The sequence below is a fragment of the Streptomyces sp. NPDC006430 genome, assembly GCF_040612395.1.
In the GTDB taxonomy this organism is placed as follows: Bacteria; Actinomycetota; Actinomycetes; order Streptomycetales; family Streptomycetaceae; genus Streptomyces.
In genome coordinates this window covers 1-15,497 of the sequence record NZ_JBEXQA010000035.1, presented here as the reverse complement: position 1 = coordinate 15,497, position 15,497 = coordinate 1, and the positions used below count along the sequence as shown (strand labels likewise).

Sequence of the window (15,497 nt, the reverse complement as noted above, 5' to 3'; positions counted from 1 at the left end):
GTTGGCGGCGCAGGCCGGGCCGGGCGGGCGGTGGAGGGCGGCGAGGAGCGCCTCTCGTGCGCGGAGTCATCGCGCCGAGTGCCGAGTGCCGAGTGCCGACGATCGCGCGCTCCCGGTGGAGTGTGATGGTGATGGACGGTCCGGTCTGCCGGTCTGCCATCATGGGCGAAACGGAACCTTGCTCCGCTAACAATACGGAACGCCGTTCCGCTTTGGCAACATCACGGAAGGAGGGTCGCGTTGAACGACAGCGACCAGAGCCCGGCGAGCGCAGCCGGATCCAAGCGCAAGGACGCCCGGCGCAACCAGCAGACCCTGCTGGACGCTGCCGCCGCGGTCTTCGCCACCTCGGGCGTGGAAGCACGGGTACGCGACATCGCCGCTAAGGCCGGCGTCGGGATGGGCACGATCTACCGTCACTTCCCCAGCCGGGCGGACCTCGTCATCGCCGTCTACCGCCACCAGGTCGAAGCCTGCGCCGAAGCCGGGCCAGCCCTACTGGCAACCAGCCCGACCCCACACGCCGCCCTCGGGCGGTGGGTCGACCTCTTCGTCGACTTCCTGGTCACCAAACACGGCCTCGCAGCCGCACTGCAGAACGACAGCTCCGGCTTCGAGACGTTGCACGCCTACTTCCTCGACCGCCTCCTGCCGGTGTGCACCCAACTCCTCGACGCTGCTGCGGCCGCCGGTGAGATCCGCTCCGGCCTCGACGCGTATCAGCTCATGCGTGGCGTCGGAAACCTCTGCATCGGTGCCGAGAGCGACCCCCGCTACGATGCGCGCCCACTGGTCGCGCTCCTCGTCGCAGGACTACGGCAACCGCGCTGACCGCGGCGCTCGGCCAGTGACTCCGAACGCCGAGCGCTGTTCCACCCGGTTTCCCTCCAGAGCACCGAAACGCCCGACGGGCAGCCACCAGCGCCTCCCGTCAACATGCGGGGCCGGTGAGGACCCCACGGCCACGCGGGTACCTTGGGTTCCCGCCCACCTCAACGGCGCGGCGCGCACGAACCGGCCCGTCTGCAGGGCAACCGGTGAACTCCACTCCGTGCCGCCGCTGCCGGTCTCGATTCCGGCAGCCGATACCGCCCCGCCTCGTTCACCGCCAGGCCCAGCGGATCCTCCCTCGCCGGGTTCGTGGACCCGCTCCATCGGACCCTCCCACCGCCTCCTCGTCTCCGAAGTCACCGCCCTCGGCCCGCCGTCACCAGTCAGCCGCGAACCGGCGCGGTCAGCGCGCGGTCGGCGGTCATCTCGCGCAGGTAGCCGTCGATCGCGGCGAAGGTCGCTTCCGGCTGTTCCAGCTGCGGCAGGTGCCCCGCCTCGGGAATGATCTGAAGCCGACCGGTGCCGAAGGCTTCGGCGTACACGGCGCCGTAGGCGGGAGTGACGATGCGGTCGCTCTCGCCCCAGAGCAGGAGCGCGGGAACGTCCACGCTCCGCAGTCGGCGGAGCAGCTTCGGGTCGTGCATGTAGGGGTCACCGGCAAGAGCGCGCAAGGTGGCCACGTTGTCGCGCTGCAGGGCGACTTGGCCGGCGGGGAGCACCTCGGGGTCGCGGTAGAAGCGCGCCGAGTCGTGCCAGGCGTACTCGGCCACGCCGAGAGCGTCGAGCGCGAAGAAGTCCCTGATCGGCTCGGCCTCGACGTGGACTCCGACCGGGTCGATCAGTACGAGCCCGGCGATGGTTCCACCGGTGTCCCGCACCGCCATCTCCGCTGCGATCCAGCCGCCGATCGAGGAGCCGACGACCACGACGTCACGCAGCCCGCGGCCTTGGAGGTGATGCAGGTAGGCGAGGGCGAGATCGTCGATGCCGGTCAGCCACCCCGGGCGGTGGGTGCCGTCCCATCCCGGGTGTACCGGCGTGATGGTGTGCGCGGTCCGTGCGAGGTGGGACGAGAGACCGGCAACCGTGGCCGGCCCCCCGCCGCCGTGCAGGACCAGGCAGGGCGTACCGGTTCCGGCTTCGGTCAAGGTGAGGGACAGGTCCGGGTACAGGGCGACGCTCTTGTCTTGGGTCATGCAGCGACCCTAACTAAACTTATTTATATAAACAAGCTTAGTTAGGGCTAGACTGAGGCCATGCTCGAAGAACTGCAGATCCTTGGAAGGGCCGTGAAGCAGGCCCAGTACAAGCAGCACCGCGCACTGGACAGCCGCCTCGCCACCGCCGGCACAACACTGGCGCAGTGGGACGCCCTCCGCGCGATCAGTCGAGCGCCCGGGGCATCGGCCCGCGCCCTGGCTGCGGCGACGTTCCAGAGCGAGCAGGCGTTCGGCACACTCGCCGGCCGGCTGACGGCCCTGGGCCTGATCGACCGCAGGCCGGGCGTCGGCCGGCGTCTTGAGCACTACCTCACGACCTCGGGCGAAGAGGTCCTGAGCGCGGGACACCGGATCGCCGACGAGGTTCTCGCCTCGTGCTACTCGCACCTGTCCCCGGGCGACCGCGCCACGCTGCTCGACCTGCTCCAACGCATCGAGGACGGTACGGGCACGTAGGTGGGCACGGGATGCCTGGGGTAGCCGCCGGGGCGGTGTGCCGCGTCTGCGGTACCGGAGACGGGCGGGACGCGGGATAATCAGGTCCATGGTCGTGTCCTCCTCCAGCAGCGCGGCGCCCTCGGCGGCCGAGGTGCTCCGTGCCCGGTACGCGAGCCGGCTGCCCGCCTCCCTGGAGAAGCTCGCAGGTCCGCGGCACGGTGTGGTCGAGCTGCCGCTGCACGTGGCCTGGTCCGGACTGCGCACCTATGACCTGGACCGCCCGCGTCTGCGGATGGGCCTGTACCGCACCGTCCTGGCCGAGGGGCAGCACGAGGACCTCGTGGCCCTCCTCGACCGAGATCTTCTCCAGGAACAGTGGCCCGTCCTGCGCACCCTGGTCAGCCGGCACGTCCGGCAGGTCTGGGAGGAAGCCTTCCCCGAGCTCGCGACCGCGAGGTCCGCCGCCGCGTGAAGCTGAGCGACCTGCACCGCCGGCTCCTGGCCGCGGTGATCGACATCGGCGCCCCGTACCCCCTCGTGCTCACTGGCCGAGCGGGGCTGGCAGGTTCGCGTGATCGACGTGGACGCGCTCTCGGCCCGGCTGCTGGTCGTCGACCCGGACTCCGGCGAGGAGTGCGAGGTAGACGTCCTCAAGGAACACTTCTGGACGCCGCCGGCCCAGACCGAGTACGGGCCGGTCCTCGCCTTCGACTCCGTGATCGGCACCAAGGTCCGCGCCCTGGCGGACCGGGGTGCCGTGCGCGACCTGATCGACGTCCACGCGGCTTCCCGCCACCGCACCACCAAGGAGCTCGAACGCCTCGGCGAGCGACACGGCCGTGACGAGTTCCGCCTCGACGACCTCCGCGACCGTCTCGCCGGGGCCGACTGGGCCGACGACGCCGAGTTCGCCGCGTACGGCCTGACCGAAGCCGAGACGGCCGAGCTGCGCGCCTGGGCCCTGGGCTGGGTCTGCGATCTGGACGAACGTCTGCACGAACGCCCCGAGGACCCGGAGTACGACGAGGACGAGAGCTGATACCGCGGGGGGCCTCCGCAGCCCGGGACTCGGGCGGTCCCGCGGCGGCCGGCGGCGAAGTCGCCGTCGGGAAGTCGAGAACGCGGCAGAGCGCCTCGACATCCTCCAGGAGACCGTCCTGAGGTGCTGGCGGTCAGCGATTCGCGCCCTGGGTGCGGCCTCCGGGCCGTAGGAACGCACCGTGTTCCGGTGGCTGTTGAGCCGATGGCTCCCGTACCGCTTCCGGTGCGCGTCCCTACGTACTGTCCCCGCAGCGACGGAGCGCCGGCGCTAGTGGGGGATTCCGTCGATCAGTTCGCGAGCGCCCTGGCGGAGCAGCGCCACGGCGACGGACGTGCCGAGGGTGGCGGGGTCGAGCGGTCCGGCCCATTCGTGCGCACGCAGGACGCGCTTGCCGTCAGGGGTGAAGACCTTCGCGTACAGGGCGAGCTCGCCGTCGCCCTCGGTGCTGGCGTATCCGGCGATCGGCGAGTTGCAGTGGCCCTGCAGGACGTGCAGGAGCATGCGCTCGGCCGTGGCCTCGCGGTGCGTGGCCGGGTCGCCGAGCGCGCTGACCGCCTCGATGACCGGGGTGTCGTCCTCGCGGCACTGGAGGGCGAGGATCCCGGCGCCGATCGGCGGGCACATCGTCTCGGGTGACAGGACCTCGCTGATGACGTCCCGACGGCCGATCCGTTCGAGTCCCGAGACGGCCAGCAGCAGGGCGTCCGCCTCGCCAGCGGCGAGCTTGTCGAGCCTGCGGTTCGCATTGCCGCGCATCGGTACGCACGTCAGGTGCGGGTGGCTCGCGGCCAGCTGGGCGGCCCGACGGACGGAGGACGTTCCGATCCGGGTGCCGGACGGGAGGTCGTCCAGGGTGAGTCCTGCCGGGTGAACGAGGGCGTCGCGGATGTCGTCGCGCTTGAGGAACGCGGCGAAGACGGTGCCGGCCGGCAGGGGCCGGTCCGCGGGGATGTCCTTGACGCAGTGCACGGCCAGGTCGGCGTCCCCGGCCAGCAGGGCCGCGTCCACCTCCTTGGTGAACGCTCCCTTGCCCTCGACGGCGGCGAGGTCCCCCATCCACTTGTCCCCGGTCGTCTTGACCGCCACCACCTCGGTGGTGGTGTGGGGGTGGAGCGCGGCCAGTTCTCGGCGGACGCGCTCCACCTGGGCGAGGGCCATCGGAGAGTCGCGGGAGACGATGCGGATCAGTTCAGGGGCGGACATGCCGCCCACGATAGACCCTCGGACGGGCGCTCCGACGACCGGATCGGAAGCCCATCCGGGTTGTGCGGTAGGCGAGTTGCAGGCGTAGGGCAGGTGTTCGAGGCGCTGCCAACTCAGGGCTGGTGCACGGTCGGGCACGTCGGCCGGGCGTCGGTTCGCGAACGATGTGGATTGCGCCGGACGCCCTCCGGTCCAGAAGGCCAGTGAGCTTCGCGGTGGGTCCGCGGTGGGTCCGCGGTGGGTGTGGCGAGGCGGTCGCCCAGGTCCGGGGAGGGAAGTTGCCGGCCGGGGCGCCGTGATGGGGCGGAGCGTCGAGGGCGGAATCCGCGGTGCCGCTCGGCCCGGGCCGCGGATGTCCGGCGGTGCGGCACCGATGCCGCACCGATGTCGTACTGAGGTGGCACCAACGCGGCGCGTCGTGCGAGGCCAGCCGCCGCGTCGGCCGCTCCCCCGGGGCGGCGGGACGGTGTCAGCTGCCGTTCAGCGCGTCGGCGACCGCGCGGGCGAAGGCCTCGGGGTTGTCGAACATGATGGTGTGGCCGCAGTCCGGGATCGCTCGGACGGTCACGCCCGAGGCCGCCAGTTGCTCGGCGCCGGCCGGCGCGCCATCCGCCGCCGGGTGGAGGTAGGTCCGCGGGACGGACAGCTCCAACAGCTGCTCGCGCAGGGCGGGGACGGTTCCCCGGGCCCGGTGCACCGCGCTGCGGTACAGAGCCTCACGCCCGGCCAGTCGCATCGTCGCCCACCAGGCCGGTCCGACCCGCTGCTCGGTCCGCTGCCAGCCGTCCGCCAGGAACTCCTCCTCCGTGAAGGCCTCGATGGCGCTGCTGCCAGGACGGGGAACCGGTGGCGCCGGGTCGAGGGAGGCATCCACCAGGACCAGCTTCGAGACGAGCCGCGGGTGCCGGGCGGCGAGCAGGATCGCCACCGCACCGCCCATGCTGTGCGCGATGACCTCGGCGCCCGTCACCGCCGCGGCGTCCAATGCGGCCGCCACGGCGTCCGCGTGAGCCTCCATCGTGTAGCTGAAGTCCGCCGGGCGGTCGCTGATGCCGAAGCCGAGCAGGTCGAGCAGCAGCGACCGCCGACCGGTCAGCAGCGGGTGCGCAGCGGCGGATGCCGAGTAGACCGGCGAGCTGGCGCCGAGTCCGTGCAGGTAGAGCCGAGCCGGCTCGGCGCCGGGGATCTCCACCCAGCGGATCCGGTCGCCGTTCGGGGTGACGGGGGCATGGTGCACGGCCGACTCCTTGGCTCGGTGATGGTGAGGTGGTGGTACGCGCTCACCATACCTCGGCATCGAGGTATATCAGTATCGATGCATCGAGTCCGTGGTCTGACAGCATGGGCCCATGCTCAAGCTCGCGATCCTCGGGTTCCTTCACGACCAGCCGCTGCACGGCTACGAGCTGCGCCGGCACCTGGCCGCACTCACCGGTCACGTCCGCCCGATCAGCGACGGCACCCTCTACCCGGCGATCAAGCGCCTCGAGGCCGACGGCCTGCTCGTCCGCGAGACCGAGCCCGGATCGGCCGCCGCCCCCCGGCACACCCTGCACCTCACCCCGGCCGGGCGTAGCGCACTGCTCGAACGGCTGCGCACGCCGGAGCAGTTGGACATCAGCGATGAGAACCGCTGGTTCACCGTCTTGGCGTTCCTGCGCCACCTCGACGACCCCGCCGAGCAGGCCACCGTGCTCCGCCGCCGGCTCGGCTTCCTCAGCGAGCCCGCCAGCTTCTTCTACGACGGCGCCCGGCCGCTGCGCACCGAGGAGGTCACCGACCCGTTCCGGAGCGGAATCCTGCTGATCGCCCGTGCGACGACCCGGGCCGAACTCGCCTGGCTACACGAGACGCTCGCCACCCTCGACGGCGGCCCGCTCCCGACACCGCCTACCGGCACCCCGTGATCAGGCACTGCGGAGTCGCCCGGGACCCGGCGGCGGCGCCGCGTGATGCAGGCGCCGGCTCTGAGGCACCTCCCAGGTGATCAGGCCCTTCGCGTCTGCTTCGGCCTGGAGCTGAGAGACGATCCGAGCCCAGGTCCCGTTGCGCTGCCAGCGGCGAAAGAGGTCGTAGACCCGGTCCCACGGCACATACCGTTCCGGCACATCACGCCACGGGGCACCCGTCCGGGTCCGCCACCGTATACCGTCTATCAACTGCCGCCGCGTCCACACCGGCGCGCCCCGGCTTGATGCCCTGCGGCAGCAACGGCTCCAGCCGGGCCCATTGGCCGTTCGTCAGTTCTCCATGCCCCGCAGAGGCGTGATCATTCACGACCAAGATCCACTCTTGTCACAGGCCCTTAGTCGCTGTTCCGGGGCGGATGCAGTCGGCTGAAACCTGCCTGCAGGGTGTGGAGGGTGACGACACCTCCACCGAGCATCTCGGCCTTCTGCCCGAGCTGGTCCATGACCAGCGCGCTCGGCCGGCCGTACACGTCGATGGATCTCATGCGGATGAGCGCACCGAACGAGCGGAACTTCGGTCCGCCGAGCTCCATGTGGAGCTCCAGCGACGCCGAATCAGGATGGATCGCCACCGTGGTCATCGTGGACTCGGACTCGTCGATGTAGAAGTGGTAGGCGACCAGCTGCGGCTCGCGCGCCTGGACGAACGCGGCCAGGTCGCGCATCCCGTTCTTGACTTCCGCGAGCTTGCCCTCGCGGATGTCCGAGCGGTCAACGTAGTAAATGGGTTCCGCCATGCCGCCTGAACCTACCGATGGACGCCCGTTCGCTCCGCTCGGCGCGCGGCCCCGCCCCCCTCAGGCTCATACCCCGCAACGCACCGGCCGTCACTCCCCCCTCGGCATCACTCGCTTCTGAGCAGGCCGACGGTGCCCGCCAGGCCCTCGTCTCCGTGGCCCTGGGCCACCCTGCGGCGCATCAGCTCCATGTAGGGGGTGAGGAGCCGAGCATCGACGGACTGGTCCTGGGCCGTGGCCAGGAGCGTGTCGTTGGCCGCCGTCATCATGGCGAGGTTGGAGGTGACGCCCTCGGTGTAGTCACCGCTTTCCAGTTGGGCCGCGATGCCGTGGGCGGCTGGGGACATGGCGCCGAGCCATTGCGCGAGCAGCGTGGCGAATCGGGCCCGGTCGAGGTCCTTCTCGGGTTCCACCAGGGCGAAGGCGTGGGTGATGCCTGCGAACATGCCGGTCATCGCGCTGAGCAGGGCGATGTCGTGGAGCGCCGCGTGGCCGGGGTCCTCGCCGACGAACTTCGCGCCGGCGGGGGCCTCCAGTGCCTCGCGGTGGCGCTCGAACAGCGCGTGGTCACCGCTGTAGAAGACGTAGCCGCCGGTTTCCGGTCGGCCGATCATCGGAGGGACGGCCATGATCCCGCCGTCCAGGAACCGAGCCCCGCGCTCCTCGGCCCAGCGGGCGCGCTGCCGGGCCTGGGCGGGGGTGTTCGTGGTCAGGTTGACCACGTCCTTGCCGTTCAGGTCGGTGCCGTCCAACGCCTCGCCCACGGAGGCGTCGTCCAGCAGGCACAGGACGACGGGACCGGTTGCCGAAGCCACCGCCTCGGCCGGGGTGGCCACCGCCCGGGCGCCTCCTGCGGTCAGGGGGTCGGCCTTGCCCGGGGTGCGGTTCCAGACGGTCAGCGGGTGTCCCGCGGTCAGCCAGGCGCGGGCGAGTGCGGTGCCCATGTCGCCGAGGCCGAGGAGCGTGACGGGGGTCTTGGAAGTGTTGGGGGTGTCCATGCCGATCAGGCTCGTTCACGCCCGGACCATGATCAAGTACGCACTCTTTTGTGGGTGGTTACCTTAAGGTGAGGGGATGACCAGGCGGGACGCTTACGTGTGCGGCATCGACGCAGCGATCGACGTGGTCGGCGGCAAGTGGAAGGTGCTCGTCCTGTGGGCGCTCGCGGCAGGTCCCCGCCGGTTCGGTGAGCTGCGGCGTGGCATCCCCGGTGTCACGGAGAAGGTTCTCGCCTCGCATCTGCGGGAGCTGGAGGCCGATCGCATCGTCTCCCGGGAAGAGGCGTTCGAGGGGGCGGTACGCCGCGTCACTTATGCCCTCACCCCGCTCGGCGTCTCCCTGAACGAGGCACTGGGCCCGCTGGGCGCCTGGGGCAGGGAGCATCTCCTGCGCGAGCGGAGCGCACACGACGACGTGGTGTGACCGCGCAGCCGAGCAGGCCCCCGTCGAGCGCGGGCGCTCGCCGAACGAGAAGTCCGAGGCGTACACGGAGACGGTCACCACAGCGCACGGGGGCGTCCGCCGGGGCGCGGCGGTGGGCCGCACGGGTGCGGGGTGTGCTTCATTCTAGGATGGTCGAGATAGCGGGGAAGGCGGAATGCAGCATGGCCCGGATGGAACCGCGACCGCACCAGCGCGAGGCGGTGGACGCGGTGCTGAAGGCCCTGGAGTTCCCGGCCTCTGGGCCCCTCCCGAAGTCCGGGATGCGCACCCAGGTGGTCATGGCCACGGGTTCGGGCAAGTCCCTCGTGGCGGCCAGGAGCGCGATGGAGTTGCACGCGCGCCGGGTGCTGGTGCTCGTGCCGTCGCTGGATCTGCTGGCCCAGACCGTCACGGCGTGGCGGGCGGCGGGCCGTACGGGGCCGATGCTCGGGGTTTCCTCGCTGCGCGGTGACGAGTTCGGGTTCCCGAACACCACCGACGCGAACGAGCTCGCGCGGTGGACCGCACACCACGACCAGGTCACCGTGTTCTCCACCTATGCCTCGCTCGGGCTGGGCACACTGGAGCGCGCCCATACGGCGGGGATGCCCGCCTGGGACCTCGTCGTCGTCGACGAGGCGCACCGTACGTCCGGGCGGATCGGCAAGCCCTGGGCCGTCGTGCACGACAATGCCCGGATCCCCGCGGCCCGACGGCTGTACATGACCGCCACGCCCCGCCTGTGGCAGGCCGGGGAGGACGAGCAGCAGCAGGGCGGCCCCGGCGAGCTCGTGGCCTCGATGGAGGACGACGAGCACGGTGTCTTCGGAGCCCGCTGCTACACCCTCACCCTCTCCGAGGCCATCGACCGGAAGATCATCGCCCCGTACCAGGTCGTATGCCTGGACATCAGCGACGCTCGTTTCCAGGCAGCGAAGCTCCTCGGCGCGCAGCAGCGCTCCGACCGGGTGCGCGGCACCCGCATGGCGGCCCTGCAGACCGCCTTGGTGAAGGCCGCCGCTACGGAGGGCTTCACGCGCACGCTGGTCTTCCACCACCAGGTCAAGGAGGCCGAGGCGTTCGCGACCAGCCTCCCGGACGTCGCCGAGCAGCTCCACGCGACGGATCCGCAGCGGTATCCGCGGGCCGTGTGGGCCGATTGGCTGTGCGGCGAGCACCCGGCCCTGTACCGGAGACGCGTACTGGACGACTTCGCTGCCGGGACCGCAGCCGACGGCACTGCGGTGGAGAAGGTGTTCCTCGGTTCCGTACGCGTCCTCGGCGAAGGCGTCGACACGGCCCGGTGCGACAGCGTGTTCTTCGCCGACCTGCGCGGTTCCATGCCCGACCTGGTCCAGGCGGTGGGGCGGGCGCTGCGCATGCAGCCGGGTGACGGGAAGCTGGCCTCCCTGGTGGTCCCGGTGCTGCTCGGGCCCGGGGAGACACCGGATGACATGCTCACCTCCCGGTCCTACGCGGGCCTGGCCAAACTCCTGGAAGCCCTCCGGGCGCACGACACCCGCATCGTGGAAAGGCTCGCCGAACCACAGGCACCCAGCCGTTACACGCCGCTGTCCCGGGCCGGGAAGCCCGCGCAGTGGCATCCGGATTCCGAAGGCATCAGCGGACCCGCGCACGCCCTGCTGAAGTTCTCCACGCACCGCGACCCCGCCAAACTCGCCGCCTTCATCACGCTGCGGGTCCTCGAACCGGAACGGACGCATTGGCTCCGTGGTCTTGAGGCCGCCATGCTCTACCGCCAGGAACACGGCGACCTCCGCGTCCCCTTCACCTACAGGGCGCCCGAGTCCGAGAAGGCGGAGCAGGAGTCGCCGCGGCGCGCCCGTATCCGCCGTGAAGGTCGGGAAGGGCGGGAAGGGCGGGAAGGGATCCGGGCGGGTCTCGACGCATTGGAAGGGGCGGTGGCCGAGGAGGACCAGGAGGCGGTCGACGAGGTCTTGCTGGCGGCTGCGGAAGACGTCGGTCGGCATCCCGTGCGCTGGCCGGCCGTGCTGGCCGGGTTCCCCCTCGGGCAGTGGATCGCCGACGCCCGCCGCAACCACGCTGCCGGTCAGCTCCCCGACGAGCGGGTGAGGCAGCTCGACGACCTCGGCATGGTCTGGTCCGAACGTGACACCGCCTGGGAGGAAGCCCTCGCCGCCGCCACGGGATGGGCCGCCGAGCACGGACACCTGCTCGCCCCCGTCGACGCCACCTGGCACGGACAGCCCGTCGGGACCTGGCTCAAGAACGCACGGGCCGCGGCGCGCCGGACCGCGGAGAGCGAGCGGCGCGAGGCCGAGGGGGAGGCGCCGTTGCCGTCGGTGTGGTCCATGGCCCGGGAGCGGCGCGAGCAGCTCGATGAGATCGACCCCGCCTGGTGCCCGGTCTGGCCCGTCACCTGGCAACGCTGCTTCACCCTGGTACGACGTCACGTGGAAAACGGTGGACGGCTCCCCGCGGCACCGGGCGAGGTGGTCGTCCAGGGAGAGGACCTCGGACGATGGGTACGTGCCCAACGCTGGAGCTGGGACGGCCTGGCGGTGGGGCAGCAGTGGATGCTGGAGAACGTCCTCGGCCTCGCACCGGCCAGCGCGCGCGAGCGGGCGACAGCGGTCGGGCGGACCAGCCAGGCCGACAAATGGACGGTCAACCTGGCCGCCGCCACCCGGTTCTACCAGCGTGAGGGCCACCTCACGGTGCCCCGGAAGCACGTCGAACCCGTCGGCGTCGACGAGAAGGGGCTGCCCGCCGCGGAAGGGCGGCAGGTACGCGAGGTCCGCGCGATCAAGCTCGGTGCCTTCATCGCCAACTGTCGCGTCAGGAAGGCGTCCCTGGCCGGTGAACGCGTGGCACAGCTCGACGCGATCGCGATGAGGTGGGCCGCGTGAACCGACTCGGGCCCGACCCCACCCCGAGGCGTGCGTGCCCGCCCGACCCCACCCCGAGGCGTGCCCGCCCGGCCCCACCCCCACGGGTACCCGCGCGGCACCGGGCCCACGGTCCGGTGCTCGCGTGGGCGCTCCCCGCTACGGGGCGACGGGCAGCTGGCGCTTGTGGTCGGTGAGGCGGTAGCGGCGGACGATCGTTTCGAAGGCCCGTTCGTCCACCGGCTTGCCCTCCAGGAAGTCGTCGATGTCGTCGTACGTGACCCCGAGCGCGTCCTCGTCGGCCTTGCCCGGGTCGAGGGTCTCCAGGTCGGCCGTCGGGGTCTTCCACACCAGCTCGGCGGGCGCGCCCAGCGCGTCCGCGACGGCGCGCACCCGGCGCTTGGTCAGGCCGGTCAGCGGGACCAGGTCGGCGGCGCCGTCGCCGAACTTGGTGAAGAAGCCGGAGACCGCCTCGGCGGCGTGGTCGGTGCCGACGACCAGGCCGTCGTGCGCGCCGGCCACCGCGTACTGGGCGATCATGCGCTGTCGGGCCTTGATGTTGCCGTGCACGAAGTCCTGGTGGTGGGCGTCGCGGAAGGCCACACCGGCGGCCAGCGAGGCCTGGAGCGCGGCGTCGCTCGCGGGCTTGACGTCCACGGTCAGCACGTGGTCGGCCCGGATGAAGGAGAGCGCGAGCTGGGCGTCGTGCTCGTCAGCCTGGACGCCGTAGGGCAGCCGCATCGCGTAGAACCGGGCCTCGTGCCCGGCGGCCCGGGCCCGCTCGACGGCGAGCTGGCAGAGCCGTCCGGTGGTGGTGGAGTCGACGCCGCCGCTGATGCCGAGTACGAGGGAGCGCAGACCGGCGGAGGTCAGCCGCTCGGCGAGGAAGGCCACCCGGCGTTCGATCTCCCGCTCGGCCTCGAAGGTCTCGGCGACCTGGAGTTCCCGGGCGATCTCCTGCTGCAGGGCGATGGACGCCGGCTCGCGCACGTCTGCTCCTTGTTCTGGTTCACGGTGGTGCTGTCGCGCCCACCCTACCCAGCCGGGAGGGCGGGGGCCGAAGGGCCCGGCACCGCCTGCCACCTGCTGTTGCCGCGCGGGCCCGGACCGGGCGGGGCGCCTCAGGCGCCGGCCAGGATCAGTGCGCTCAGCGAGAGGAGGGCGAGCCCGGCGGCCACCGCCAGTCCGCCGTGCAGGCGCACCAGGATGCGGGCCGTCCGGGTCGCCGTTGAGGGGGCGGCGTCCCGCCGCGCGGTGGGGCCGAGCACGTCGCAGGACCGTAGGAGACCGAGGGCGCTCCGCGCGATCCGGTCGGTCGCTCCTCGAAAGTCCGTCAGCAGGGCCAGGCCGCCCAGCAGCATGGCGATGCCCAGGACCACCCGCACGCCCAGCATCCACGCCCTCCCCCGAACCCGCGCACCCGTTCGTCCGTCCGTCCGTCACGCCATGATCCCACCGGGCGTGCCGTGTGGTGGGACGGCGGTGGCCCGAACCCTGGGGAGGTTCGGGCCACCGCAGGGGGGAGGTCGCGTTACGCGGCGGCTGCTCCGTCGGCCGTGACCACGGGGCGGACCCGGGTCAGCATCAGGTGCAGGAACCGGTCGGGGTGGCGGAACGACGCGAAGTGGCTCGCGTTCTCGATCAGGGCGAACTCCTTGACCGGGGCCTCGACGTCGTCGAAGAAGCGGCGGGCGCGTTCGGCCGGTGTGATGACGTCCGCGTCGCCCTGGAAGATGAAGAACGGGAGCGCGAAGCGGGTGCCGTCGGCCCGGTCGTCGAAGGCGGCGAGGGCGGGGGTGAACCGGCCGGAGAACTTCATGCCCGTGAAGTAGTGCCCAAGTTCGCGCAGCGAGTGCAGCGGCGAGAACCACAGCGACCGCAGCACGACCTTCTTGAGGGTGTCGAGCGTCAGGGGGTCGGAGGCCACGGTCAGTTTGTCGTACGCGGCCCGCTGCTCGGCGGTCCAGCGGCCGGGGTCGTGGCCCATCTCCTCCGCGACCGCGGCGTCCTCGTGCTTGCCGGCGGCACGCAGTCGGGCCAGGAGCGCCGCGTGGACGGAGGTGTCACGACCGGCGTCCAGGATGTTCTGGTCGGTGCCGACGTAGGCCGAGTACAGCTCGGGGTGGCTGCGGGCCAGCCGCAGTCCGAAGACGCTGCCGAGCGAGCTCGCGACGAGGAGCACCCGGTCGGTGCCGAGCCGCTCGCGGGCGTACCGGGTGACCTCCAGGGCGTCCTCGTACAACCGGGTGAAGCTCATCTCGCCCTGGCCTTCGGGGCCGGAGCGGCCGAAGGTCTTGCCCGCCCCGCGCATGTCCCAGCGCACGATCGTGAAGTGTTCCTCCCAGGACCGGGTGCGCGGGCCGAAGATCGAGTGGGAGGAGCCGGGGCCACCGTGGATTTCGAACATCACGGGGTTGGCCAGGTCCTCACCGCGGATGGAGATCCACTGCTCGATGCCACCGATCCGGACGAAGCCCTGCTCGTCGATGCCAGCGGGGTTGTCGATGCGCATGAGGCGGGCGTTGCGGGTGCGCTGGAGTCCGCGGTAGCCCAGCAGGCCGGTGACGAGCACGGCGAGGAGGACTGCCAGGAGGACTGCGACGACGGTGAGGACGGTGAGGACGGTGGCAAGCATGGCGAATCCCCGTAACTGTGTATGCGATAAACGATTACGTTTACGTAATATACAGTTTCACGGAGCCCCGTCAACAGGTCGGCGGCTCGCACCGATCCGAGGAGCGGGGCCGCATGGCCAGGAGCAGGGACGAGAAGCGTGATCCGGCGGTCAGCCTGGCCCTCCTGTGGGGCGAGCAAGGACAGCCGCGACGCGGCCCGAAGCCCTCGTTGAGCGTCGAACGCATCGTGGAGAGCGCACTCGACATCGCCGATACGGAAGGGCTGGACGCACTGTCCATGCAGGGCGTCGCCGCACGCCTGGGCGTGACGACCATGGCGCTGTACCGCTACGTCCCCGGCAAGGCCGAAATGCTCGACCTGATGGTCGACGCCTCCTTCGGACCGGCTCCCGCCGTCACCGACGTGCCGGGGGGCTGGCGACCGCAGCTGACCGCATGGGCCCGCCAGTGCTGGGAGCAGTACCAGCGCCGGCCCTGGATCGTGTCCGCCACGGGAATGCGCCGTCAGCTGATGGGGCCCCGTCAGCTGGCCTGGCTCGACTCCGCCTTGGCCGCACTGTCGGGAACGGGGCTCCCCTTCGCCCAGCAGCACGAGATCTTCCTGCTGGTCATCGGTCACGTCCGCAACCTGGCGCAGCAGCTCGTCGACGAGGACGAGGAGGGCCGTCAGGAGTGGAACCGGCTCACGGCGGACGTGTGGGAACGCCACGGCGACCGGTTCCCCTCGCTGAGCGCGGCCATCGCGGGCGGGGCTTTCGCCCCGCACGGGGACGATCGGCTCGACTTCGGGCTGGAACGGATCCTGGACGGCGTCGCGGCCATGATCGAGCGGGACTGAGCCACGGGGCCGGCGCCGCGGGACGGGAGCGGCGACGCCCCGCGCTGCGCTCCGCGGCCTCTACCACCCCCGCGGCGCGGCGGCGTAGCAATGCCGAGGCCGGTGCCCATGCAGGTGCCGACGGCCCCGGGCACACCGCTGACCGTGCTGCCGGGTGGCAGCACGGTCAGCGGTGCGTGCCCTCCGTCAGGCGACGACCGTCCAGGTGTCGTTGCCGGTGAGGAGGGTGGCGAGGTCGCCCTTGCCCTTGGTGTCTACGGCGGCTTCCAGTTGGTCGGCCATGAGGGTGT

The 15,497-nt window shown here is 71.4% G+C and carries 15 protein-coding genes and 2 pseudogenes; 8 read left to right on the top strand and 9 right to left on the bottom strand.

Translation table 11 applies throughout. The features are described from left to right. Window positions 1-240: 240 nt before the first annotated feature. Window positions 241-831 (top strand): helix-turn-helix domain-containing protein, encoded by a 591-nt coding sequence (locus ABZZ20_RS31545; protein WP_356875512.1) that lies wholly within the window; start codon window positions 241-243, stop codon window positions 829-831. 383 nt (window positions 832-1,214) lie between these two features. On the opposite strand, the gene ABZZ20_RS31540 is transcribed toward ABZZ20_RS31545, so the two are convergent. Then, window positions 1,215-2,027 (bottom strand): alpha/beta hydrolase, encoded by an 813-nt coding sequence (locus tag ABZZ20_RS31540; protein WP_356875510.1) that lies wholly within the window; start codon window positions 2,025-2,027, stop codon window positions 1,215-1,217. 60 nt (window positions 2,028-2,087) lie between these two features. On the opposite strand from ABZZ20_RS31540, the gene ABZZ20_RS31535 reads away from it, so the two are divergent. From ABZZ20_RS31535 to ABZZ20_RS31525, 3 genes and pseudogenes are all read left to right on the top strand, one after another. Beyond that, complete coding sequence (locus ABZZ20_RS31535) at window positions 2,088-2,507, top strand: MarR family winged helix-turn-helix transcriptional regulator (protein ID WP_356875508.1); 420 nt, start codon at window positions 2,088-2,090, stop codon at window positions 2,505-2,507. Window positions 2,508-2,595: 88 nt separating this feature from the next. Further along, on the top strand, window positions 2,596-2,961 hold the full coding sequence (locus ABZZ20_RS31530; protein ID WP_356875507.1) for a hypothetical protein: 366 nt from the start codon (window positions 2,596-2,598) through the stop codon (window positions 2,959-2,961). After that, window positions 2,958-3,528 (top strand): annotated as a pseudogene (locus ABZZ20_RS31525) (nucleotidyl transferase AbiEii/AbiGii toxin family protein). Before ABZZ20_RS31530 ends, ABZZ20_RS31525 begins: the two are co-directional and overlap by 4 nt. A gap of 270 nt (window positions 3,529-3,798) precedes the next feature. On the opposite strand, the gene hemC reads toward ABZZ20_RS31525, so the two are convergent. Beyond that, a complete protein-coding gene (hemC, locus tag ABZZ20_RS31520) occupies window positions 3,799-4,734 on the bottom strand; it encodes a hydroxymethylbilane synthase (RefSeq protein ID WP_356875505.1) in 936 nt (311 codons plus the stop codon). A 469-nt stretch (window positions 4,735-5,203) separates the two neighbouring features. Further along, a complete protein-coding gene (locus ABZZ20_RS31515) occupies window positions 5,204-5,971 on the bottom strand; it encodes an alpha/beta hydrolase (protein WP_356875503.1) in 768 nt (255 codons plus the stop codon). A gap of 112 nt (window positions 5,972-6,083) precedes the next feature. On the opposite strand from ABZZ20_RS31515, the gene ABZZ20_RS31510 reads away from it, so the two are divergent. Continuing rightward, window positions 6,084-6,641, top strand: coding sequence for a PadR family transcriptional regulator (locus tag ABZZ20_RS31510; protein WP_356875501.1), 558 nt, complete (start codon window positions 6,084-6,086; stop codon window positions 6,639-6,641). A 105-nt stretch (window positions 6,642-6,746) separates the two neighbouring features. Here the strand turns inward: ABZZ20_RS31510 and ABZZ20_RS31505 are convergent. From ABZZ20_RS31505 to ABZZ20_RS31495, 3 genes and pseudogenes are all read right to left on the bottom strand, one after another. Then, a pseudogene (locus tag ABZZ20_RS31505) lies at window positions 6,747-7,011 on the bottom strand (transposase); the annotation flags it as partial. Window positions 7,012-7,039: 28 nt separating this feature from the next. Then, window positions 7,040-7,441 (bottom strand): hypothetical protein, encoded by a 402-nt coding sequence (locus ABZZ20_RS31500; RefSeq protein ID WP_356875499.1) that lies wholly within the window; start codon window positions 7,439-7,441, stop codon window positions 7,040-7,042. A 107-nt stretch (window positions 7,442-7,548) separates the two neighbouring features. After that, complete coding sequence (locus ABZZ20_RS31495) at window positions 7,549-8,439, bottom strand: NAD(P)-binding domain-containing protein (RefSeq protein WP_356875497.1); 891 nt, start codon at window positions 8,437-8,439, stop codon at window positions 7,549-7,551. Between the two features lie 76 nt (window positions 8,440-8,515). Between ABZZ20_RS31495 and ABZZ20_RS31490 the strand changes: the two genes are divergently transcribed. Beyond that, entirely contained in the window at window positions 8,516-8,863 is a 348-nt protein-coding gene (locus ABZZ20_RS31490; protein ID WP_356875495.1) for a helix-turn-helix domain-containing protein, read from the top strand. 182 nt (window positions 8,864-9,045) lie between these two features. Continuing rightward, window positions 9,046-11,754, top strand: coding sequence for a Helicase associated domain protein (locus ABZZ20_RS31485; protein WP_356875606.1), 2,709 nt, complete (start codon window positions 9,046-9,048; stop codon window positions 11,752-11,754). Window positions 11,755-11,892: 138 nt separating this feature from the next. On the opposite strand, the gene nadE is transcribed toward ABZZ20_RS31485, so the two are convergent. The 3 genes from nadE to ABZZ20_RS31470 all read right to left on the bottom strand — a co-directional run bounded on the left by nadE (window position 11,893) and on the right by ABZZ20_RS31470 (window position 14,368). Beyond that, on the bottom strand, window positions 11,893-12,723 hold the full coding sequence (gene nadE, locus ABZZ20_RS31480) for an ammonia-dependent NAD(+) synthetase (protein ID WP_356875493.1): 831 nt from the start codon (window positions 12,721-12,723) through the stop codon (window positions 11,893-11,895). Between the two features lie 131 nt (window positions 12,724-12,854). Further along, complete coding sequence (locus tag ABZZ20_RS31475) at window positions 12,855-13,127, bottom strand: hypothetical protein (RefSeq protein WP_356875491.1); 273 nt, start codon at window positions 13,125-13,127, stop codon at window positions 12,855-12,857. Window positions 13,128-13,264: 137 nt separating this feature from the next. After that, complete coding sequence (locus ABZZ20_RS31470; protein WP_356875489.1) at window positions 13,265-14,368, bottom strand: alpha/beta hydrolase; 1,104 nt, start codon at window positions 14,366-14,368, stop codon at window positions 13,265-13,267. Window positions 14,369-14,481: 113 nt separating this feature from the next. Here ABZZ20_RS31470 and ABZZ20_RS31465 point away from each other — a divergent pair, with 113 nt between their 5' ends. Then, complete coding sequence (locus ABZZ20_RS31465; RefSeq protein ID WP_356875487.1) at window positions 14,482-15,207, top strand: TetR/AcrR family transcriptional regulator; 726 nt, start codon at window positions 14,482-14,484, stop codon at window positions 15,205-15,207. Window positions 15,208-15,497 lie beyond the last annotated feature (290 nt).